Source organism: Bdellovibrionales bacterium (genome assembly GCA_019750295.1).
Classification (GTDB): Bacteria; Bdellovibrionota; Bdellovibrionia; order Bdellovibrionales; family JAGQZY01; genus JAIEOS01.
Genome location: JAIEOS010000009.1, coordinates 1 through 21,790, shown reverse-complemented (window position 1 = coordinate 21,790; position 21,790 = coordinate 1). Strand labels below are relative to the sequence as shown.

22 protein-coding genes are annotated in these 21,790 nt (G+C 47.7%); 13 read left to right on the top strand and 9 right to left on the bottom strand.

The features are described from left to right. From hisS to K2Q26_02930, 4 genes are all read left to right on the top strand, one after another. Nucleotides 1-1,257: a histidine--tRNA ligase gene (hisS, locus tag K2Q26_02945; protein ID MBY0314448.1), complete on the top strand. Its 1,257-nt coding sequence runs from the start codon at nucleotides 1-3 to the stop codon at nucleotides 1,255-1,257. After that, nucleotides 1,254-1,832 carry a Maf family nucleotide pyrophosphatase gene (locus K2Q26_02940; GenBank protein MBY0314447.1) on the top strand — a complete coding sequence of 193 codons (579 nt, stop codon included), beginning with the start codon at nucleotides 1,254-1,256 and terminating at the stop codon, nucleotides 1,830-1,832. The genes hisS and K2Q26_02940 overlap by 4 nt, the downstream gene beginning before the upstream one ends. Nucleotides 1,833-1,901: 69 nt before the next feature. Further along, entirely contained in the window at nucleotides 1,902-3,326 is a 1,425-nt protein-coding gene (locus K2Q26_02935) for an aldo/keto reductase (GenBank protein ID MBY0314446.1), read from the top strand. A 1-nt stretch (nucleotide 3,327) separates the two neighbouring features. Beyond that, nucleotides 3,328-3,540 (top strand): DUF4926 domain-containing protein, encoded by a 213-nt coding sequence (locus tag K2Q26_02930; GenBank protein ID MBY0314445.1) that lies wholly within the window; start codon nucleotides 3,328-3,330, stop codon nucleotides 3,538-3,540. A 12-nt stretch (nucleotides 3,541-3,552) separates the two neighbouring features. On the opposite strand, the gene K2Q26_02925 is transcribed toward K2Q26_02930, so the two are convergent. Both K2Q26_02925 and K2Q26_02920 read right to left on the bottom strand, forming a co-directional pair. Next, entirely contained in the window at nucleotides 3,553-4,158 is a 606-nt protein-coding gene (locus tag K2Q26_02925; protein ID MBY0314444.1) for an HD domain-containing protein, read from the bottom strand. A 128-nt stretch (nucleotides 4,159-4,286) separates the two neighbouring features. Next, nucleotides 4,287-5,474: a glycosyltransferase gene (locus tag K2Q26_02920; GenBank protein ID MBY0314443.1), complete on the bottom strand. Its 1,188-nt coding sequence runs from the start codon at nucleotides 5,472-5,474 to the stop codon at nucleotides 4,287-4,289. A gap of 138 nt (nucleotides 5,475-5,612) precedes the next feature. On the opposite strand from K2Q26_02920, the gene K2Q26_02915 reads away from it, so the two are divergent. Further along, the gene (locus K2Q26_02915; protein ID MBY0314442.1) at nucleotides 5,613-7,013 is read left to right on the top strand and encodes a hypothetical protein; all 1,401 of its coding nucleotides are present in this window, start codon (nucleotides 5,613-5,615) and stop codon (nucleotides 7,011-7,013) included. On the opposite strand, the gene K2Q26_02910 is transcribed toward K2Q26_02915, so the two are convergent. After that, nucleotides 7,007-7,771 (bottom strand): 1-acyl-sn-glycerol-3-phosphate acyltransferase, encoded by a 765-nt coding sequence (locus tag K2Q26_02910; protein ID MBY0314441.1) that lies wholly within the window; start codon nucleotides 7,769-7,771, stop codon nucleotides 7,007-7,009. The genes K2Q26_02915 and K2Q26_02910 overlap by 7 nt on opposite strands. Nucleotides 7,772-7,903: 132 nt before the next feature. On the opposite strand from K2Q26_02910, the gene K2Q26_02905 reads away from it, so the two are divergent. The 3 genes from K2Q26_02905 to K2Q26_02895 are packed head-to-tail and all read left to right on the top strand — an operon-like array spanning nucleotide 7,904 to nucleotide 9,919. Continuing rightward, a complete protein-coding gene (locus K2Q26_02905) occupies nucleotides 7,904-8,782 on the top strand; it encodes a mechanosensitive ion channel (GenBank protein MBY0314440.1) in 879 nt (292 codons plus the stop codon). Continuing rightward, nucleotides 8,779-9,099 carry a hypothetical protein gene (locus tag K2Q26_02900; protein ID MBY0314439.1) on the top strand — a complete coding sequence of 107 codons (321 nt, stop codon included), beginning with the start codon at nucleotides 8,779-8,781 and terminating at the stop codon, nucleotides 9,097-9,099. Before K2Q26_02905 ends, K2Q26_02900 begins: the two co-directional genes overlap by 4 nt. Continuing rightward, nucleotides 9,092-9,919 (top strand): MipA/OmpV family protein, encoded by an 828-nt coding sequence (locus K2Q26_02895; protein MBY0314438.1) that lies wholly within the window; start codon nucleotides 9,092-9,094, stop codon nucleotides 9,917-9,919. The genes K2Q26_02900 and K2Q26_02895 overlap by 8 nt, the downstream gene beginning before the upstream one ends. Before the next feature lie 9 nt (nucleotides 9,920-9,928). Here the strand turns inward: K2Q26_02895 and K2Q26_02890 are convergent, their stop codons facing one another. Next, entirely contained in the window at nucleotides 9,929-10,996 is a 1,068-nt protein-coding gene (locus tag K2Q26_02890; protein MBY0314437.1) for a hypothetical protein, read from the bottom strand. 200 nt (nucleotides 10,997-11,196) lie between these two features. Here K2Q26_02890 and K2Q26_02885 point away from each other — a divergent pair, with 200 nt between their 5' ends. The 5 genes from K2Q26_02885 to K2Q26_02865 all read left to right on the top strand — a co-directional run bounded on the left by K2Q26_02885 (nucleotide 11,197) and on the right by K2Q26_02865 (nucleotide 16,147). Further along, nucleotides 11,197-12,114 carry a LysR family transcriptional regulator gene (locus tag K2Q26_02885; GenBank protein MBY0314436.1) on the top strand — a complete coding sequence of 306 codons (918 nt, stop codon included), beginning with the start codon at nucleotides 11,197-11,199 and terminating at the stop codon, nucleotides 12,112-12,114. A gap of 13 nt (nucleotides 12,115-12,127) precedes the next feature. Next, nucleotides 12,128-13,486 carry an alkaline phosphatase family protein gene (locus K2Q26_02880; protein ID MBY0314435.1) on the top strand — a complete coding sequence of 453 codons (1,359 nt, stop codon included), beginning with the start codon at nucleotides 12,128-12,130 and terminating at the stop codon, nucleotides 13,484-13,486. Then, the gene (locus tag K2Q26_02875; protein ID MBY0314434.1) at nucleotides 13,486-14,682 is read left to right on the top strand and encodes an aldehyde dehydrogenase family protein; all 1,197 of its coding nucleotides are present in this window, start codon (nucleotides 13,486-13,488) and stop codon (nucleotides 14,680-14,682) included. Before K2Q26_02880 ends, K2Q26_02875 begins: the two co-directional genes overlap by 1 nt. 231 nt (nucleotides 14,683-14,913) lie before the next feature. Next, on the top strand, nucleotides 14,914-15,300 hold the full coding sequence (locus K2Q26_02870; GenBank protein ID MBY0314433.1) for a PA2779 family protein: 387 nt from the start codon (nucleotides 14,914-14,916) through the stop codon (nucleotides 15,298-15,300). Between the two features lie 7 nt (nucleotides 15,301-15,307). Continuing rightward, a complete protein-coding gene (locus K2Q26_02865; GenBank protein ID MBY0314432.1) occupies nucleotides 15,308-16,147 on the top strand; it encodes a PA2778 family cysteine peptidase in 840 nt (279 codons plus the stop codon). Nucleotide 16,148: 1 nt separating this feature from the next. On the opposite strand, the gene K2Q26_02860 is transcribed toward K2Q26_02865, so the two are convergent. The 5 genes from K2Q26_02860 to K2Q26_02840 all read right to left on the bottom strand — a co-directional run. After that, nucleotides 16,149-17,942, bottom strand: coding sequence for a DUF4105 domain-containing protein (locus tag K2Q26_02860; protein ID MBY0314431.1), 1,794 nt, complete (start codon nucleotides 17,940-17,942; stop codon nucleotides 16,149-16,151). 32 nt (nucleotides 17,943-17,974) lie between these two features. Then, on the bottom strand, nucleotides 17,975-18,466 hold the full coding sequence (locus K2Q26_02855; protein MBY0314430.1) for a DUF3015 domain-containing protein: 492 nt from the start codon (nucleotides 18,464-18,466) through the stop codon (nucleotides 17,975-17,977). Between the two features lie 111 nt (nucleotides 18,467-18,577). Next, nucleotides 18,578-20,860, bottom strand: coding sequence for an aconitate hydratase (locus K2Q26_02850; GenBank protein MBY0314429.1), 2,283 nt, complete (start codon nucleotides 20,858-20,860; stop codon nucleotides 18,578-18,580). An 89-nt stretch (nucleotides 20,861-20,949) separates the two neighbouring features. Beyond that, nucleotides 20,950-21,522, bottom strand: a complete 573-nt coding sequence (locus K2Q26_02845) for an FG-GAP repeat protein (protein MBY0314428.1) — start codon at nucleotides 21,520-21,522, stop codon at nucleotides 20,950-20,952. Beyond that, a partial coding sequence (locus tag K2Q26_02840; protein ID MBY0314427.1) for a hypothetical protein occupies nucleotides 21,519-21,790 on the bottom strand: 272 nt, incomplete at its 5' end. The genes K2Q26_02845 and K2Q26_02840, both read right to left, overlap by 4 nt.

Genomic DNA, 21,790 nt, shown 5'->3' with positions numbered 1-21,790 from the left:
ATGTCTGGTCAGTTACAGCCCGTTCGCGGAACTCGTGATCTTTACGGGCCAGAATTAAAAAGTATGCTCCATATCGTTGAGCAATCCCGCCAAGTGGCGGAACATTACGGCTTTGAAAATTTCGAAACGCCTATCTTTGAATCCACAGATGTTTTCAAGCGCACCTTAGGAGACACGAGCGATATCGTGACGAAAGAGATGTACACTTTCGAGGATAAAGGCGGCGACTTTTTAACCTTACGCCCCGAAGGAACGGCGGGAATCGCGCGGGCCGCGATCTCCAACGGAATGTTGCGAGAAACACCGCTCAAGTTTTTTTACCAGGGCCCCATGTTTCGCCATGAGAGACCGCAAAAAGGCCGCTATCGTCAGTTCTATCAAATGGGAGTGGAATTGCTCGGCGTAGCCTCTCCGGTGGCCGATGCGGAAGTGATCGCCCTGGGATGGGCCATACTTAAAAAACTGGGCTTAAGCGAAAATGTCACATTGGAACTCAACACGCTCGGTGATACTGAAAGTCGTAAGGGCTATCGCGATACGCTCACTCAGTATTTTAAATCTTGCCAAACTCTACTTTCGCCCGACAGCATTCAACGCATTGATAAAAATCCCCTACGAATTCTCGATTCGAAAGCCGAGCAAGATCAAGATCTGATTGCAAAGGCCCCGAAGTTCTCTGAACATCTCAATGCGGAATCGAAAGAGTTTTTTGGCAAGGTGCGGGAATCCCTGGACGCACTCCAGATTCCCTACAAGATCAACGAGAAATTGGTTCGCGGACTTGATTATTACTGCCACACTGTCTTTGAGTTCACGACCACCGATCTCGGAGCACAAAACGCAGTGCTATCGGGGGGGCGCTACGACGGCCTGATCAAAATGATGGGGGGCGCTCATACACCCGGCGTAGGCTGGGCCGCAGGCTTAGATCGCCTGGCTCTGATGATGAAACCGGTGGACGAGAAAAATGCGGTGATCGGAGTCGTTCCTTTTGATGAGACCGCCGAAACTCCGGCGTTGGTCGTTGCGCAAAAACTTCGCGATCTTCGCATTCCTACACTCATGCCCTACTCTGGCAATTTGTCGAAGCGTTTTAAAAAATTAGATCGTGAGAACTGCCTGGGAGCCGTCGTGGTTTTTAACGAAAATCCTCTCCGCTATGAATTTAAAGATTTTTCCAGCGGGACCCAAACCACCATGGAATTTTCGGCAATGATGTCGCACTTACAGAATCTTTTTCCTCAGAGCCGCCCATGAAAATCTTATTGGCCAGCGAATCCAAATATCGCCGCCAGCTTTTAGATCGTTTGCGCCTAAAATATTCTCATGCGGCTCCACTGGTGGACGAGGAACTCCTTAAGCAAACCGCCTTGGTTTCGCCATTGGATCTCCCTCTGTATCTCGCTCGAAAAAAAGCGGAAAGCTTATTAAAAACGAATCTCGGCGGCATCACAATCGGTTGCGACCAAATGGCTTTTTTGGAGAACGAGCCGCTCAATAAACCTGGAACTAAAGATAAAGCCATTCGCCAACTGACAGCGATGCAAGGCAAAACTCACACTTTAGTGACCGCGATGGCGGTTCATAAAGATGAGCAATGGTTCACTCACGTTGACACAACCTCGCTTTCCATGCGCCCACTGAGTGCCGAAGAGGTCTCCAGTTATGTCGATCTCGAAAATCCGGTGGATTGTGCCGGTAGTTATAAGGTCGAAGGTCTAGGTATAGCTCTCTTTGATTCCATAACAACTCAGGATTTTACGGCCATAACAGGACTTCCGCTGCTCGCCCTTCGTCGAATTCTTACACAATTAGGCTTAAGGATTTTTTAAGCCCGCGAATTTCTTTTTCCTGGCCCACTTTTCGTGAACTTTTTTATTCTGATGACCGATAGATAAGTCATGGGAATAGCTAAACTCAAAAAGAATCCTCTCGAGAAACTTTCAAACTTTCCGTACCGCCGCTTAGGACGCACGGAATATCAAGTTTCACCAATCTGCTTCGGAAGCTTGCGATTAACGCCAGAAAACGAAATGTACAAGGAGTCTCTTCGAGTGGCCCTATCCCATGGAATTAATTTTATCGATTCCAGCGGAAGCTACGGCGACGGCGCCTCGGAACTTCTCATTGGGGAAGTGATTCAAGAGAAGATTTCCACCAACGAAATCGAAAGAGATCAAATTGTGATCTCCACAAAAATTGGTTCTCTGCAAGGGCGCGCTCTCAACGACGCTCTCAAACGAGATAAACTGGGCCACCCCTTCCCGAATCTTTTAAAAGTGAACGAGTATCTCGGGCACTGTATTTCTCCCGACTACATTGAATTCCAGATCACCTCTTCTCTCCGCCGACTCAACTTGGAATATATCGATATCGTCTACATTCAAAGCCCGGAATTAATTCTTACCCAGACAAAGTCCAAAGAAGACATGATGAGAGCCCTTAAAAAAGCCTTCGAGCATTTGGAAGTGGAAGTGGTCAAAGGACGCATTAAGTATTACGGAATCGCCTCAAGTGCATTACTCAAGAAAGACATTGCTACGGACCACATCAATCTGCAGGACGTCTATAATATCGCGCAGGCGATTCGCAGCAATCACCACTTCGCGGGCGTACAAATTCCATTTAACCTGTTTGAAACCTTTGCTCACTCGGAAAAGAACCAAAAAGGACAAAGCGTTTTCGAAATCGCCGAAAAGTTAGATTTAGGAACGGTCACGTGCCGACCTCTAACGAGCCATCATCGCGATAAACTTCATCACTTCATCACTTTCCCTGAGCGCGACGAAGCGACAATCAAGGGTAAACTCCACCAGAATCTTTTAGAGCTTGTGGAGATGGAAAAAGAAATGATGAGTAAACTCTCGGTTTATCCTAATTTAAACTGGGGTCACTTTTTAAGAGATCATTTGGAGAGCATTTGTGATTTGTGGAAGTGGACCAATTATGTCCAAAAGCAATTGCGTCCAAAAACAATCGAACAGCTCTCCTACCTCCCCTTTGATCCTCACTGGGATATCTGGAGAAATCGCTATTTACAAAAAATCAATTTAGTCACACGCCTAGTGACAGAGAGCCTTGAGAGCATCTCTAATCTTCGCACCAACCAGATTTCATTTTATCTTGATGGTAAGAGCCCTGAGTTTGTGGAAAGTAAAAAGCTTTCAAATAAAGTCACGCAGATCTATTTAAGTTTTCAGCAGATCGACTCTATAATTATGGGACTGGGTTCTCCGGACTACGTGAAGGATCTATTATCGATTCACAAAGTGCCAGAGACTAAAGATATACTCCCCCTCATCTCTGAAATAAAAATGCGGTTTTAAGATGCCAAAATCTCAAGATCGCGTCGAACTGACGAAAAACCTTCCCGAAGAAAACCTAAAAGCCGGCGACCGCGGCGTAGTGGTGCACTGCTATCAAGGCAACAATGCCTTCGAAATCGAATTCCTCGATCAAAAAGGAAACACCCTCTCGAAATCCATCACTGTGACCCTTGAAAAGTCCCACCTTAAACTAGTGACACCGAGCAAATTGTAAAGTTTCGCCGTTTTAGGCGGCTTTGGGGAGAGCGTCGGGAATGACGGCTTCCAAGAAGACGTCGACCATGTGGGCGTCGAATTGAGTGCCTGAACAGCGAATGAGTTCGTCGCAAGCGACGGACAGCGGAAGACCTTTTCGATAGGCGCGGTCCTGAGTCATTGCATCGACAGTGTCGCAAATCAGAATCAGTTTTGAAGCCACAGGAATTTGCTGTTCGGTTAAATTGTAATACCCTTTCCCATCGATCCGCTCATGATGATAAAGGACCGCTTCTCTCACCTTTTTAAAAAATGGAAGATGCTGAAGTGGTTCTAATAAATCAACTCCATACTGCGCATGTTTTTTTACGACGTCATACTCTTCATTGGTGAGTTTTCCAGGCTTATTAATGATTTCTTCGGGAATTAAAAGTTTCCCAATATCATGAAGCGCCCCCGCATAATACGCGATCGACTGATCTTCTTTGGAAAGTGACAAGGCCTGAGCGAGTTTGAAAGTCATCTCACCCACACGATGGCAGTGCTCGTAGGTTTCTACGTCATGTTTTTTAAGACGAGTAAAAACGTCTTCAAGAAATTGTTCGATTGCCTGTTGAAATTCCATCACTGGGCGCATAGTTTCCTCTCAGGACTTATCGACAGAAGTGCTGAATTTCTTAAAAAAAACGTCCCCCATTCTCAAATTGAGACAAAGAAAAAGTCACAGTTTTTATCTTGCATTAAAATGGAACGTTTACAGACGACTTAAGCGACATTTTGTTTGGAGCCGAGGTCCTGATAAAGCCGCATGTAGGAGTTCACAAACTGATCTAAGGTGAAATGCGCTTCAAAATGCTTTCGAGCATTCTCTCCCATTTTTAGTCGGAGGTCGTTGTTTGAGTGCATCGTGTTCATCGCCTGCGCCAGGGCGCGAGCATCACTCGGAGGTACGGAAAGACCGGTAACCCCACTTTGATTCACAAAACGCACTCCTGATTTTAAATCGGTAGTGATGACCGGTTTTCCACACGACATGGCCTCTAATAAAACTAAACCAAAAGCTTCGGCTTCGTTGATCGATGGGAGTACGAGCGCATCGGCCCCGTAAATATAAGCCGCAAAATCGAGATCCGCTTCGACCTGATCCAAAAAGGTCACCCGATTCTCTAACTTAAAATCTTCTTTTAATTTTTTCCATTGCTTAAGCCTTGGACCCTTACCAATCAAAAGTAACTGAGCATCGACGCTCTTCATCGCCTCGAGAAGGATATTGACGCCTTTATAGGTGACCATCCGCCCGATGAATAAAAAATAACGGGGGTACTTTGATTTAATGTCTTTAAGTCGATCATTCATCTCTAACGAACGCTGACTCCACCGCTCCTGAATTCCAAATGGAATTGTCACGCATTTTTCGGAAACAGCATTTAAAAATTTCGAATATTTCACGTGTTCCTGAGTCGCAACAACCACAGTTTCGGCTCGCTTTAAGACGTCTTGTGCGACTTTTTCGTAAAAGCCATTGAGAGGAGTTTTTCGTAAAACTTCACAGTGGTACGTGACGATTAAAGGCTTTTTGAGTTCGAGCTTTAAAAGCGCAAATTCCATTAACGGATTTGGCGTATGCAGCTGAATCACGTCATACTTGTCGACAAAGTTTTTGAGTTCGGTAAAAATGGTGGGTGTCACCGGCTGTGAAAATAGACTAAATAAACGCGGCCAACGAATGACATGCACTCCGTTGATCGTTTCCTCATGCCGTGAGTAATCCTGACTGGAGCAAATCACCGTCACCTCGTGACCTAGAGCAATTGAGGCTTCCGAAAGTTCTTTGATGACTTTTTCGATCCCGCCGCGGAAGGGATGGTAGTACTTACTGAGATGGAGAATTCGCATTAGAATAAGGTTAACAAAACTGAATGGGGCTGTCCCCTTTTCAACATCATTCCACAATGAATCCCAGAGGAAGAGCTAGCGCATTTTTTTCCTCGAAAAACGTCGGGGACGTGGCGAGATTTTCCCATAGTTCCGGAGCCATTTACGGTCTTTCGTCTCATATAAAAAAAGTCTGGAAATCCCGATGTAAAGAGTATGAAAAACCTAATCTGGACCCTATTTTTATTTGTTGTTTCCCCCGCGACCGCAGAAGTGAGCTTTTTGCCTGTGGGCGAACTCGGTCAGCCCTCGCACATCGACGCTGTGAATTTCAATTCGACGGTGATCAGCTATCGAACAAACAGTCCTGAGGACAACATTGATTGGACCTACGGATGCCCATCACCTGGGCCCAACGGCACACCTCCGAACCACTTTCAGATTACGCGAAACGTGACCGAAAATGGACAAGTTCGAACACGCGTCGAATCTCGCCATATCGCTGCGGGATCGACCTGCGAACAGATTCGTCAACAAGATCCAACCATTTCCGATTGCAGTGGTACTACAGTTCTCACTCTCAATTTTAGAGAAAAAAACCCGGCTCTGGCCCAGGGGCCGATGCGTACGGTCACTCGAACAATTGATCTCAGCAGTCCCGACATTCAAGACAAACTCAAAAGATGCACTGGCGGAACAAATATGATTGCGTTAGTGGATCCCAATGGGCGGGGAATTCTCGCCGATTTTAACAAAAAAATTCAATGCGACCCCCCCAAACAACGACTGTCTCTCCCCGGCGCCTCGTGGGATGACAATAGCTTTCCCAACTCTCATATCCGTACGAGCAATGGCGGGATCATGATTGGGAATCACACTCATGCTTATTTCGATGAGCGACGCAAATTGTTTTGTATTCACTTCCGTCCCGACATTGGGAACGCCAATACGGTCTGCAAGAGAGAGTTTACAGGGATGACCTTCCCCATCGAATTTGTGAACCCGAGTCAACGCGTCGTGCGCGGAGCCTTTCGCTTAGCGATGGATTCCACGGGAAAAAAACCCGTTATCGAAGTGGGTGCTTCGAACAATCCAAATCCTCCGTTAGGACAACGAGCCACTCATCGAATCAACTACGCAAGACCTTTTATCCGCGCGACCATTGATCTCGACCACAAGGCGGGAAAGTCCATCACTTACACGTCTCACACCGGCGGTACCGTCGCAGCGCCCGCGGTCCGCACGCTCCACATGAGCCCGCAATACCGCCTTGGAACTCAACTTGAAAACCAATGCGACCCGGCCATGTGCGTGAATCGTCCCGGAGACAACACGGCGGCCTCCTGCTCAAAACGCGATCCTGTTTTTAACTTAGCGGCCAATCCCACGTCACTGTGCTATTCGTGCAATGGGGTCTCCCCTGGCGTTTGCGGCGAGGAAAAGCGAATGTTAACTTCACCACCTGCCAGCGGACAGAATGGGCAACCTCTCTCGGCGGCGCAAATGGCGCAGTATCATCTTCCGAGAGTCAATTCGCGAATGTTAGCATGCACAGGAACCAGCTCCGAAGCCACACCCGTGCCGCCTCAGAGCTCGTCACCGACCGTCGATCAATAATTGAATGTTGGAGATTGCAGCGCTTGCATCATTTTTTCTCGAACGCGCTGCTTGAGTTCGTTGACGTGATCTTCCGTCATGCCCGTCGTTTCGATGGGCTCCAAGAATTGCAATTTTACAGTTAATATGAAATGTTTCGGATTAATCCAAAGTGATTTTTTGGGCATGATCTCTTCACAGCCCCGCATGATCACCGGCACTATTGGCATTTTCGCATTGATCGCAAAATAAAATGGGCCTGTTTTAAATTCGCCCAGAGTTCCATGTCCCGGTTGCCGCGTGCCTTCCGGTGCGAGGGCAAATGAATCGCCTTTGGCCACCCGTGCTTCGGCCTCTCGGTAGATCGCCATCACCTTCTCGCGATTTTTTCTTTCGATGGGTAAAATACCAACGCTCTTCATCGCGGCTCCAAAGAGCGGAATTGAGAAGAGCTCACTTTTCGCGCCAAAGAAAAAGTAGCGCGGAGAATGAGCAAATAAAACCAGAATGTCGTAGTGGCTGGTGTGATTAAAAACGAACAAGAAACCGCGTTTGTCGGGAATATGCTCCTCTCCCGAAATTTCCACGCGCACAAAGCTCATCCAGAGAGCCATTCTCGCCCACAAAGCACTGATCCAGGTCATGTAGATGCGTTGAGGAAGCCCCACGGAAACCATGGCCACGCAGATCACTGAGCAGAAGAGAGTCCATAGCCCGACCGCGGGACCGATGATCATGGCTCGTAGAAGTAATGGAATCCTAAGAATCTTCTTTAACATTCGCCCCTTTGCTCTCACGCCTAAGACAGTGCGTCAAGCAAAAGAAAATTTACCAAGAATTTAATCCGCTTTATCATTAGAGGGTACCGAGCTCCTTCAAAAGTTTTGGCCCTCCACTAAGGATGATATTCAATGGATGAATTTTTTCCCCGGCTTTTTGTCTCTCTGAATAATTTAAACTCCACTGTATTATTCAATCTGGGGCAGACACCGATCACCTTAGGCAAAATTGTCTTGGTGAGTTTTGCGATTTGGTTTTTTTACTTCCTCTCCATCGCCATCGAGGGCGCCATCCACCGCACATTGGCAAGAAAAGACATCGATCCGGGGATGAAGGAGGCCATCGAGCGCTTCACCCGCTACGGGGTCTTCACGATGGGTGTGCTCATCACCATGGCTTACATGGGAATTAATCTTCGAAGTCTCGAAACTTTTGGAGCGGTTCTTGGGGTGGGTATCGGTTTCGGTCTTCAGAACATCACGCAGAACTTTATTTCGGGAATTATCTTGCTGACGGAAAGACCCATCAAACGCGGGGACATCGTCGATGTGGGCGGCAACCTCGGTCGAGTTCTCGATATTCGCGCCCGCTCCACCCTGGTTCTCACTCAAAACGATGTGGTCATCGTTGTTCCAAACTCGGAATTCATCACTAAGCCCGTCATCAATCAGTCTTTTACCGGAAATAAAACACGCTACATAATTAGCATTAATGTCTCTTCGTCCAATGACCTTCAATTTGTAAAGCAAACCCTCATCGAAATTGCCGCACGCAACACACAGGTTCTAAAAACTCCCCCTCCGAGCGTCATCTTTAAAAATTTCGCCGACACCAAACTAGAGTTTGGTCTTGCGGTATGGCTCGATGAATTATGGTTTAGTGACATGATTCTTTCGGACTTACGGTTTGAAATCGACCGAGTTTTTAAAGAAAAACAGATTAATCTTCCCTCTGGAAATTTGGATATTAATATTAAATCTCTGCCGAAGGATAAAAAGGTAAATTTATGAGACTCCTGAGATTTCTAGCTTCGATCGCGGTGATCTTTTTGAGCGGCTGTACCTCTCAGGGATTAAATACGGATGGCGCAGAAGTCCTGGCCTCACCCCTTCCCGTACCGACCGGTCCCTCCACCAGCTGCGCGCTGGCTAAAGACCACAGACTCTTAGAGATCAAAAATCCCACGGCGAACACGTGCTCGTTGCTCTACACTAAATACGGTTCGCAACAGATTGTCGCCGAGTCCTCCTCCGGAACCACCTATTGCGAAAAAGTTAAAACCAACATTACCGACCGACTGATGCGCTCTGGTTTTAAATGTGAATGATTTAAAAATATTAACTTTAATCATTAGTCTATGCCTCTTTCCCCTCTCTGCTTTTGCAGATGCCGACTCTGCCCCGGTGGACATCACAGACATTCAAGAGCACCAATCGCAATGGGGGCTTGCTGCAGGCACCGGTTGGATCACCGACTACCCCGGAGCCGCTCAAGGACGCATGCGCTATTTGGTGATGCCTGCATTTCATAGTAAGTATATCACTGTCGATCGCCAGGATGGAGCCCGTGCGCATTTGGTTAACGAGAGACGAATCAAATTTTCGGTGAGCTTTTCATTTCTACTTCCCACCTCGGCCCAAGATATCCCCGTGCGGAATGGAATGCCTAACCTCGATCTGATCTTACAGCTCGGACCCGAACTGCAGCTTTACTTTTTGCGTTCGAGCACCTTTAATATTTACCTCAGATTACCTATCCGTTTTATTGTGGCGACCGACTTTAAAAGTGATTTTGATTATCTTCAATGGACTTTTGCTCCCAGTCTGCGCACGGAATATAATTTTGGCGCAAAATACGGAAAGCTGGGAACTCGTTTAGAGTTCGACTTTGCGTCGGCAAGGTATCAATCCTATTTCTATCAGGTCGATGCGAAGTACGCGACACCTGATCGGCCGGCCTACAACGCCAAAATGGGGATCATGGAGTATATCGTGGGTTTACAGTACAGCTACGATTACCTAATGCCTGTCACATTCTCCGCTTCAGCAAACATTTATCTTATGAGAGACGCCGTCAATAGAAATAGCCCTCTTCATCTTAAAAGTGAGGGCTATTCATTCCTTGGATTAGCGGTCTATTATTTTTAACTCGCGCGATTAGTCCTTCACACCTAGTGGCAAGAAGCGAACATTGATGCTCGAAGATGCCGGTGGAATATGCTCGGCGACGAAGTAAATCGAATTCTCAGTCGCGTTATACACCCAGTGGCTCGAAGGCACGAGGACTCCGTTCACTAAGATCTCAATGGTGCTCGGATTCGGCTCACGACTTAACGTGAATTTACTCGAGAGCTCAAGGATCGTATCTGTTAAACTCGACATGATCCCGCTAAAGTCGTCGCAAAGACTTGCTTTAACACCGCCAGTGGCATCGGTCAGTTGTCCGTGACGTGCAGCTACACGACGACCGGTGAAAGTTGTGGCCAATTGATTACGGCAAGCATCATCAAAGATCGCGATGGTGTTCACGACATAGTTCTTTTGCGTTTCTGTGCTATTGGTTAAACCATCTAAAAAGCTCAAGTACGAGGAGATAGGGGTTAAACGTGGATCAGTGATCACGTTATTTGATCCATCGGGCAATTGCTGAATGTTCGCGGTTCCGGAATGTGAGAAGTCCTCTTCGTCCGTGAGGAAAATCACAGCAAGGAAAGCTCCGGGACGAGGGAAACTGGCCAAATTGGTGGGGTTAGAAAGTGCGGCCACCATACTATCAAACGTACGCTCATCCCCACTGCCCGCGATCCCCTGTCTGACATTGATTTGAAACACAGTTTCGAGATTGGGAGTCTGAGGATTAATCAGGAAGACACCTGTGTGGCTTGTCGCATCTGTACCGTCTCTAAAAAGGGACCAAGACGCCGCTTGATTAAAAGGAGCGATGGATCGATACGCTTCGGAGGTGGTCACAGCGATTTGATAATCAAAGTTGGTGGTGCGAAACTTATTAATAAAGGAGGCGATATTGTTGGCCACCATGTTCTGCGAAGTTTCCATGGAGCCCGAATTGTCGACCACCCATAAAATATCTATAGGAACGCTTGAAGATTTGCTCGTCTGAGTGAATCCATTCGCATCTAATGCGAGGTCGAAATTCTTTCCGCTACATGCACCGAGAGCCAAAGAAAGCCCTGCAACCACCACCGCTGAATTCAAAATCTTCATACTAAAACCTCCGACCCCTAATCTTTCGTCGAGTTTGACCAAAGAGTTAAAAAAAGCGAAGAAATCGAGGACAATTTACCTGCCCGATTTTGAAACAGTTTCCATAAGTTATTGTATTTGTTAAAACTTTTGTTTGACAGCGAACTGGATTAAGGTCTAACTGACGTAAACTTATGCACTTTCGCAAGGATTAGAATCGTATGCTGTTGGATCAAATCAATATGAACTACTTGCGCATCTTCGAGGCCGTCTATCGCACCCGAAGTATGACCCAAGCGGCCAGCGAGCTTCATCTCACCCAGTCCGGTATTAGCCAGCACATTAAATCTCTCGAAGACACTCTTAAGGTCAAACTCTTCGACCGGATCAAACAAAAGCTCATTCCCACAGAGGAGGGCAAACGTTTCTACCAACAGTTATCTCCGCATTTACAAAAACTTGAGGAGATATTGGTCGCTCTCACAAACAAAGAGAACGCGCTCATGGGAGAGGTTCAAATCGGTATCCCCGTCGTGTTTGGTCTTAACGTTATTATTCCGCACATCTCGCGATTGGGCGCTCTGCACCCCCAGCTTCGCTTTCGAATCTTTTTTGATTTTGCGACCAATTTTAATCAACGCCTGCTCAAGGGCGAAGTCGATTTTGCTTTTGTCGACGAGTATACAATGGATCGCCAGATCGAAACCGAATACGTCTATGACGAAACACTGATGATGTGCTGTTCGAAGGACTACATTAAGAGCAAAGGCGAAGGCACTTCACGGAAATACTTCGAAAGCTTAGACTACCTCGATTATGATCATGATTCTCCGCTGGCTTCGCGCTGGCTCGGTCACCATTACAAAGTGAACAATCCCGATTTAAAAATTCGCGCCGAGGTGGCAGATGCTTTGGGGATTGCAAAACTGATCACCTCCAACATGGGCGTCGGCGTTCTCCCTGGTCACCAAGTGGAAAAATTAAAACTCGAAGGAAAAGAAATTTACATTTTCCCGTCGAAGAATCCCAAAGATCTCAAAAACAAAATTAGCGTGGCTTTTGTTAAAGGCCGCAGTTGGTCTCCCGCCGTGCAAGAAAGCTTTCATTTCTTGATGAAGGAACTTAAAATCAAGAAATAAAAGAGGACCCACTATGATCCGCATCGGGCTTATATTATTCTCATTCGCGCTAATTTCCTGCACGACCGCTCCCCGCTCCATGCCTTACAAAGACGCCGTTGAGCTCTTGTCGAACAATCAATCGATCCCCATGGCCCAACCCCTGTCCATTCTCCAAGGCGCCACCGACGACACCAGCACTCAAATCAGTATCGTGCTTCCGGCCGACACGACCTACGAATTTAAAGTGAGCACACCTCAAAAAACACCGCCCTCCTACGAAATCACCCATCACGACTCTTTATCGGCAGCACATAAGGTGGTGGTTCTCAATGTGAAAGAGCTTGAGCTGGGCCCAATCTATCGTCTCGATGTGATCGATAAAAACCAAAACCTGGTGGATTACCGTTTCTTTAAGGCTCTAGAGAGCAAGGCCCAGCGACCTCGCATGGCGGTGATCTCATGTACGAGTGATCGAATGACAGATATCCAAAAAAGTCAGTGGAATCTTGTCGCCCAACAAAAACCGGATCTCCTGTTACTGATTGGAGATAATGTTTACGTCGACGCTCGCAAGGGAAAAGACCCCCTTCCTCCCATTACTGATCAATTGATCTTCCAACGTTACCTGGAAACGCGACAAGCTTTAGAGTTGTATCAATTTAAAGTTCTCATCCCTACGCTGGCGGCTTGGGACGATCACGATTACGGAGGTAACAATAGCAACCGGAATTTTGCCTATCGTGGACAGTCCTTAAAAATATTTAAAACTTTTTTTCCGCAGTCGAAAAACAAAGTGATTTTGGAGTCAGGCCCCGGCGCTTCCGCATTGGCCAAATACGGAGATCAGTTTTTTGTTTTCTTTGATGATCGCCTGTTCCGATCAGAGAAAGGCCATCCGGAGGAAACCCATTTCGGTCGAGATCAGGAAGAGTGGTTTTACAACATTCTCAAACGCGAAAAAGGCCCCTTTTGGCTCATTAGTGGGGATCAGTTTTTTGGCGGGTACCACGAGTTTGAGTCGTACGAGGGAGACCACCCCCGATCTTTTAAAACTTTCTTAGAAAAAATTAAATCCTCTAAAAAAACGGTGGCGTTTTTGTCGGGGGACCGTCACCTGGCCGAAGTCATGCGCATTCCAAAAGCGACTTTGGGATATGAGACTTACGAACTCACCTCCAGTGGCCTTCATGCCAAGGTCTTCCCCGGTTCACTCGCAAAGTCGGGACCGCATACCCGCTCCCTATTTGGGCGAGATGGCATCTATCACTTTATGATGCTCGAGCCAGTGGTCGACACAAAAGCTCCTCACAAGAAACTGAATTTCAAAGCTCAGTTTATCGGACCCGATGGAAAAAGTTTCTACGAAAATACATTTAAGGTGGAGCAATAATGGAGCTCGATTTCTCAGCGGTGATCGCAAGTCTACAAAAGATCGGAAAGTTTTCTCCCGAATCCAAAAAGATCCCCGCAGCTCAAAGAATCGCCACTCTCGAAAACTTCGAGCGCCTCTTAACGGACCATCACGATCCATTGAGTCTTCACTATGATCAATCCTTAGGCTCCGAAAATTTTGATTTAGAGTGGGACGAGGCGGAATACGCGATCTCGATTCTCAAAAAAGTTTTGAGCGAGGATAAGACTTTACCCGTCGGCCCTGTGGTTGTTTTTGGAAGCTTCTCCTCGCCGCTCTTACGATTTTGCGAAACCGTGCTCTCGGCGCTCGCTATAGGCAATACGGTCCTCCTCCACCATTATGGAGATCACCAGGCCTATGAGGCTTTGCGAGATTTGGCCTACCAAGCCGGCTTTGCCGAAGACTCTCTCAAAGTCCTTGCGGTCAAAGATGAGGATCTCTTAGAGGTGATCTACACTCACCCCTCGGTGCGCGCCGTCCATGTCGAAGGCCCACTGACGGAAACTTCGAGGCTTAAAAAATACTTACGCGAAGAGAACAAACTTTATAAAACAAATTTTGGAAGTCGAAATCCTCTGATCTTTCTTTATGATGCTCCAACGACCGACCTCAAAGATCTTTTAAAAGAATCATTGAACTACACCTATCGTGCGGAGATGCGCTGGAACCGCTGGTTTGTCCAAGAGAAAAATTATGCGACATTTCGAGAGCTCGTCCAAAGCCTGCTCCCGGAAGTGATTGCGGAAAATCCGTCTTTCACTACGGGTGAATTCAGCGCCAATTACGCCGAACAGTTTCAAACGCTCAAAAAAGAAAGTCCTCAGTGGTCTCAACTTTCGAGCCCTGGATTAGAGACCGCCTTCCACTTGGATTTCAACAACTGCTCTCCCTGGCAGCAAAAAGAAACGATCGGACCGGTTCTCACCCTCACACGATTTAAAAATTCGGCGGAAGCCATCAAGTTTGCCAATACCACCTACTACGCTGACAGCGCCTGCGTTTTCTCGTCCACCGACGAAAAATCCCAAGAGCTCGCGGATCAATTGATCATGCCCAACATCTCCATCAACTCGCTTTATCACCGAGACTTTACAAATCCGCACATCACGCTTTTTGAGACCGGCAACGGCAATCGCCAAACCGATTTTGAATTCTTCAACTTCAAAGCTTAACCCCCCCGGTCGTCACCCTGCCTGGTCGTCATCCTGAGCGAAGCGAAGGATCTCTAAAGTCAGCTATGGTGCTCGGTGACGGGCTTCAAGTGGCGGCGCCCCGCTTTTCCTCATTGAGGCAATTCTCCACACCTCTCTGTCCTTTGAATCCTCTATCATCGCTTAAACCTCTGCATGAACTTTGCAGATCTCTCGAGTAGCTATAAAAGCTAAAACACAGGGAGAATAAACATGCACATCCTTCAACGACTTAAAACAACAGTACTTATGGTCCTCATCGTGATGCTCACACGCGTGCCTCAGTTAGTGGCGGCTGACCGAGCGATCGAGGTGTCCTCGCCAATGATAAGTACCACCGAATGGGTCACGGAACAGACGCGCGAGCAAATGGCTCAAAAAGTGACACAATTTCTTCAAAAAGACGAGGTTCGCCATCAGCTGGCCGCCAGTGGAGTTTCTGTCGACGAAGCCTCCCAACGTGTGGCAAGCTTAAGTGAGAGTGAGCTGCGACAGTTGTCTTCTGAAATCGACCAGGCCCAGTATGGTGGCGATGTCGGCGGTATTTTAATAGTCGTATTGCTCGTGGTATTGATTATTTTCTTGGTAAAACGTATTTAAGGGTATCGTGAGATCTAAAGTTTTTATTATCCTCATCGCACTTATGGTTGGTGGTTGTTCAACCACCAGCAAAAACGTAGCCCAGATTCTCAAAAATCCTCCGGACGGAAAAACATCGAAAGTGATTGTCGATGTGCCTTTTGTCGAGCAAGAAGCCGCTCAGTGCGGACCCGCGACGTTAGCTATGGTTTTTCATTATTACGGAAAACCCATTTCCGTCGGAGAACTGCTCGGTCAGGTTTACTCGGAAGAAAACGAAGGCGCTCTCAAATCCAACATGATCGCCGCAGCTCGACGTCGGGGTCTTATGGCCGTAAAGATTCGCGGCTACGAGAGTTTGTTTCGCGAAATCAACTCCGACCATCCTGTGATCGTGTTTCAGAACGTCGGCCTGAGCTGGTACCCTCAGTGGCACTATGCGGTCGTTGTGGGCTATGATTTAAAAAATCGACGCGTTTATATTCACTCGGGATCAGATGCGAACTACAAAGAAGATCTCAATATGTTTGACGAAGCTTGGCGATTGGCTGATTACTGGGGCCTTGTCATCTTCCCGCCCCATCAAATCTCCGAAAGCGCCGACGAATTCGAGCATGTGTCGTCGGCGGCACAGCTCGAAAGCCTTGGAAATATCGCAGAAGCGAAGATCGCTTACACCACGATTCTTAAACGCTGGCCCGACAGTCTCGGCGCCCTCATCGGGCTGGGCAATATCTATTATGCGGCTGGAGATCTTAAAAAAGCCGAACAGTCGCTCAGTCTCGCGATCCAAAAACATCCCGACTCCAAAGCGGCTCAGCACAATCTTGCAGTCGTGCAACAGAAACTAAAAACACTCAATAAATAAACTAGAAGTACCTCACCACACTTCCCATGACCGTGTCTTTCTGATGCTTCAGGTAGAAGCTTAAATCTTTCTGGGGTGTATATCCGAATCGAATGTCGAATTCATCAGCGGTTCGTTTTTCCCACCAGTGATGGGTCCACTCGGCGTAAATGATCCATCGATTTAAATCCCATTTAAAGTAAGCCTTTAAACCCGGCGCAAGCACACCTCTAACACCCTGCTCACTCTCCCAGGCCACGGCCTTCACATCGGGGAGTAAAGAAAGAGCAAAGCGAGAATAGCGATGACTGAGCCCATAGGATCCCGACAGTTGAAACTGGGGCCGATCCGTCGCGCAGATCAAGCACTGATTGGTGATCCGAACATCAAATGACCACGACGCTTTATTTTCATAATCAAAAAAATCTTCAAAGTTTTGAACTTTGATGAATTGAAAGTTCCAACGATCGGACTCCGTCATTCTTTTTTGATAATCAAAGCCCAGATATTCCACCGCCGAAATTTCGTTGTAACCTCGATCATTCGACCAGTACGGATGAACTCCCGCTCGCGCACTGATACCGATCAGCGCATTTTCGTCGGAACTTCCCGCCTCGATCTCCATCCAATGAGATTTATGACCTCGAAAAGGGGGCGCGAGATTTTCGTCCTGGCGAATTTCACTGTTGGTTTTTTCAAATCGGGTCCGCCCCGGAAGCGTCGCCGCCCGGGCATGAAGCGCATCAACGATCACTTGCTTCTCCGGAGGCAAATGGGTCTGAACCGAATAGGTTTCGTAAAGCCAGTAATCTAGGAGCGCATCGGCCAGTGTGGGATCAGAAATACGTCTTGTCACTTCTAACGAGTTTGTGGAGCGATCGAACTCTTCTCTTTGTTTCCCGGAGAGCAACTTACGCTTTAAACGCAATCGTCGGAGAATGGAGGAGCGAAATTCGAGCCTCTCCTGCGTTTGCTTTTTATATTCCAATTCGCGAACAGTTTCCGCCGGAAGAACAATTCCTTGAAAGGACGCGCTCAGTGCGCCGTGAGGACGAACGATATCGAGGAGTTTCAGTAAACGAAAGGAACAATTCTTTCCGATAAAATAATAACGGATTTGCGAATTAAAAGTATATTCCCAAACCAGCTTTAACAAGAGCTCCGTTTCCTCACGGGAGTAGTTGAGTCGCACCTCCCACAAGTCTCGGCTCTCCGAATTGTTATAGATTCCGACCTTCATATAATAGGGCTCGATATCATAAAAGCCAGGATAGCCCCCGGTCAGTCCTTTAAGCATGTAGGTCAGGCGACCATCTTCGGGTCCGGCGTGCGCCGTAAAGCCCACGGCATAGGTAAGAAGATCAATTCCCTCCCGGCCGGATTTCTCACGCAGGGAATTTGAAAATCTTAAAAATGTATGACCAAGGATTGAGGCTGCATTGCCGGAATACGCTCCGACATACATGAGACTCACCTGATCGGCATTGACTCGGGAGATCCATTGATCGAGATCAGGACAAGGGACTTTAGGAAATTTTTTTTGAAGAAGGCTCTCGAGAATTTGTAAGCGCACCGGATACGTGCAAGCCGCAGGAAGTTTTAATGTGCCATAAGTTTTCGTGGAATCTTGATACGCAATAATGGCGGCTTGCATCTCTCGATGAGGGTTGACGCTTCCGTCGGGCGAAAAAAAGAAGCGATCCGACTCAACTTCACTTTTATAACCATTCCCGTATGGCACGTACTGATAAACCGCTAACCATTGTGGATCTCGACTCAGATTTTGAAGATCCGAGGCTCTCGCTGGGGTCGACAAGACGCCAACGAGAGCGCTGAAGCTTAGAATAATTAAGCGGTTTGAGAAAGAGAGCACTGCTGAGTTAACTCAGGATCAGAAAGAATCGTTTTATACACTTCGAGAAGAATTCCTTCCGGCTTGGCTCCGTTGGAAGGATAGATGTTCTGATAGCTCGAACGCAAACTCTGGTTTAATTTTCCTTGAGCCGTCATCGGGCAACCCATCGTCGAAGCAAATGCAGAAAGATATTCGCCGTGACCTTTTACGATCGCATTTTTAAGTTCGTAATGGTTCATCGCCACAAAGTGGAGACTCTCTTGCTCTTTAAGGACCAATTTATGCTGAGTGCAATTCGAAGTTCCTACCGTCATACCGATCGTCGTTACGGGGAACAAAAATGAGTTGGTGGTGGCACGGAGAGCCGAAGACACCAGTGAGTTTTCTTTAAAAAGAAACCAACCTGGCCCACAGCCAGAGCTTCCGTCGGCGGCCTGCGCGTGAGATCCTAAAATAATACCGAAAACGAGTAGAAATAACTTCATTAATTTCCTCCTTGAACGAAGTTTGAACCCTAAGCTCAAGTATCGTCGTTTCCGACGATACTGTCACTCCTCTATTGTGTTAAAAAATCTATGATGAGATGCGAGCGAAAACTAGGCCTTCGACTTTGCCTGCTCACGAAGCAAATTGAGAGCCGAGCCCGCCTTGAACCACTTGATCTGCTCTTCGTTGTAAGAGTGCTTCAGCTCGATATTCTCTTTTGTCCCGTCTTTGTGCTTCAACTCCAAAGTGAGGGAGACTCCAGGGGTGATGGTACTCACACCACGAATAGCGAGAACGTCCTCCTCTTGAATTTTATCGTAATCTGCGGGCTGAGCAAACGTCAGGGCGAGCACACCTTGCTTTTTAAGATTGGTCTCGTGAATGCGGGCAAAGCTTTTCACGATCACGGCACGAGCACCAAGATGTCGTGGAGACATCGCGGCGTGCTCACGACTGGAGCCCTCACCGTAGTTGTCGTCTCCCACGATAACCCATCCGCGTCCCGCCTGCTTGTAAGAGCGGCCGAGTTTTGCGAACTCTTGAGTTTCACCGGTGAGAATATTTTTTCCTTTGCCCGACTCGCCCGTAAAAGCGTTGGTGGCGGTCAAAAGCATATTGTCCGAGATGTTATCCAAGTGCCCACGGAAACGTAACCAAGGGCCGGCAGGACTGATGTGATCCGTCGTGCACTTACCTTTGGCCTTCGCGAGGACCAGCAGATTCTCGATATCTTTCCCATCCCACTTGGCAAAAGGCTCGAGCAGCTGAAGCCGCTGAGATCCGTCGGCCACTTGCACTTTGGCGTCTTTGCCTTGAGGCTTTTGATACCCTTCAGGATCCGCAACAAATCCCTTGCTGGGATATTCAGGAGCTTCTGGAGCTTTCAACTTAATTTCTTTTCCGTTGGCCTGAATGGTATCGGTGTCGGGGTTAAAATCCAAACGACCGGCAAGACCCAACGCCATCACCATCTCTGGACTTCCGATAAAGGAAAGCGTCTCTTGATTAGAATCGTTACGGCCTCTAAAATTGCGGTTAAAACTAGTGACGATGGTATTCACTTCGTTCTTTTTGATATCGTCCCGTTTCCACTGACCGATACAAGGGCCACACGAATTCGAAAGTAAAGTGGCTCCGGCTTCGTTTAAAGTCTCCATCTGACCATCGCGCTCGATGGTATTTTTAATTTGTTTTGACCCGGGAGAGACAAAGAAAGACTGTGGCATTTTAATTCCGGCCTCAATCGCTTGCCGTGCTACAAAGGCGGCTCGGCCGATGTCTTCATAGGAAGAATTTGTGCACGAGCCGATGAGGGCTGCCGAAAGTGTCGTTGGCCAATTGTTCTTCTTCGCCTGCTCCTTCATCTCGCTGATGCTATGAGCGAGATCCGGAGTGTGAGGGCCGACAAGGTGGGGCTCTAATTTGTCCAAATCAATTTCGATCACTTGATCAAAGTACTTTTGCGGATTTTGAATCACGTCATCATCGGCCGCAAGAATATCTTTGTTCGCATTCGCGAGAGCCGCCAATTCCTTGCGATTGGTCACGTTGAGATAGGTCTCCATGCGATCGTCGTAAGGGAAAACAGAACATGTGGCACCGAGCTCGGCTCCCATGTTGGTGATCGTCGCTTTTCCGGTACAGCTAATGGAGCGTGTGCCTTCTCCAAAGTATTCGACAATCTTATCCGTTCCACCTTTGACGGTGAGAATTCCTAAAAGTTTTAAAATCACATCTTTTGAAGACGTCCATCCGGAAAGTTTCCCTTTCAGGTGAACCCCGATGAGACGAGGGTTCTTCACTTCCCAAGCGAGACCCGCCATCACGTCGGAGGCATCGGAACCCCCTACGCCCACGGCCACCATTCCCAACCCACCGGCATTTGGCGTGTGAGAATCCGTACCAATCATTAAACCACCGGGATAAGCGTAATTTTCTAGAATCACTTGGTGAATAATTCCCGCATCCGGTTTCCAAAATCCAATATTGTAACGGCTCGAGCAGCTCGCCAAGAAATTATAAACTTCATTGTTTTCCAGTTGAGATTGCTTCACATCAGCGCTCGCACCGCGATGGGCGAGAATCAAGTGATCGCAATGGACCGTCGAAGGAACGGCGGCTTCGTCTTTTCCCGCCAACATAAATTGCAATAGAGCCATTTGCGCCGTCGCGTCCTGCATCGCCACGCGATCCGGTCGCAACATCAAAAAGCTACGGCCTCTTTCTAGCTCTTGCTTTTCGGGATTTTCTAAATGCCCGTAAACGATTTTTTCGGCCAATGTCATCGGGCGATTGAGTCGCTTTCGGACAACTTCGATATTTTTGCGCGTCGTCGCATAGGTTTTTTTAACCAGCTCGGCAGTTGTCTCGATAGGACTTTGAGGTGTGGACATTGGGCCTCCATTAATGAAAGTTTAATGATTCCCAATATGGCATTTTTCGCTCCCCGCCACAAACGCTAGTGCGGGGTATTAGTCAGATTCTATCGCTTTTCGACCAACTGATAGTCATTATTAATCACGTAGTTTTCCTTCGCGGTGAGCGCGGAAATTCTCTTGTTGTCGAAGCCCTGGAGGGCCGGCGCCATTTCGGTGGAAAATACAAATTTTTTACTCTTCGGATTATAAATCCAGTAGTAGTAAACCATTCCGCGGGAGGCACTGTCCCCGGAATGAAGAGCCAAGTCGTTGTAGCCGTCTTTATTGACGTCAACGACAAACAACGGAACGGCCTCATTCTTAAAAATCGCCTTCTCTGTAGGCAGTTTATAAGTCTCGTCGCCGCCTCCAGTCTCGGACTTGATCACAACTTCTTGAATGTAAACGGCGCCCTTGGCCTTTTCCTCTTTAAAAAGAATCCGATAGCGAGACGCATTTTTGCTCTGAGACACAAAGCACTCTGAGGACTCTGAGCAGCTCCGGCGCACCTGATCGGTGATTGGAAGATAATGCTTGGGATAAAGCAGCGCCGTCGAAGCGACCGCCGCCAAAGTTACGGCCACAAAAGCTAGGGCCGCGAAAACTGCGGACATGGAATTCCAGAGGATCTTCATCATATACTTACCCCATAATCTAAACCGAGCGCGGACTCGAGAAAGTCCACATGACTGACCAAGTCCCCACCATTCATACAGCTTCCAATGTTATTAAATGCGGTGATGGATTCGGCCTCCGCGTGCGCGGGTTGCCCACTGTTGGGATCCCCCCGGTTCACTCCCCGACGTATTTTTTTAACGGCCTCGGCACTGTCCTGAGTGAGAGCCTCAGCAAAGGATCGGTGATCCCTCGCCGCTCGCAGAAAAAACCAAATCGAACTCAGATCAT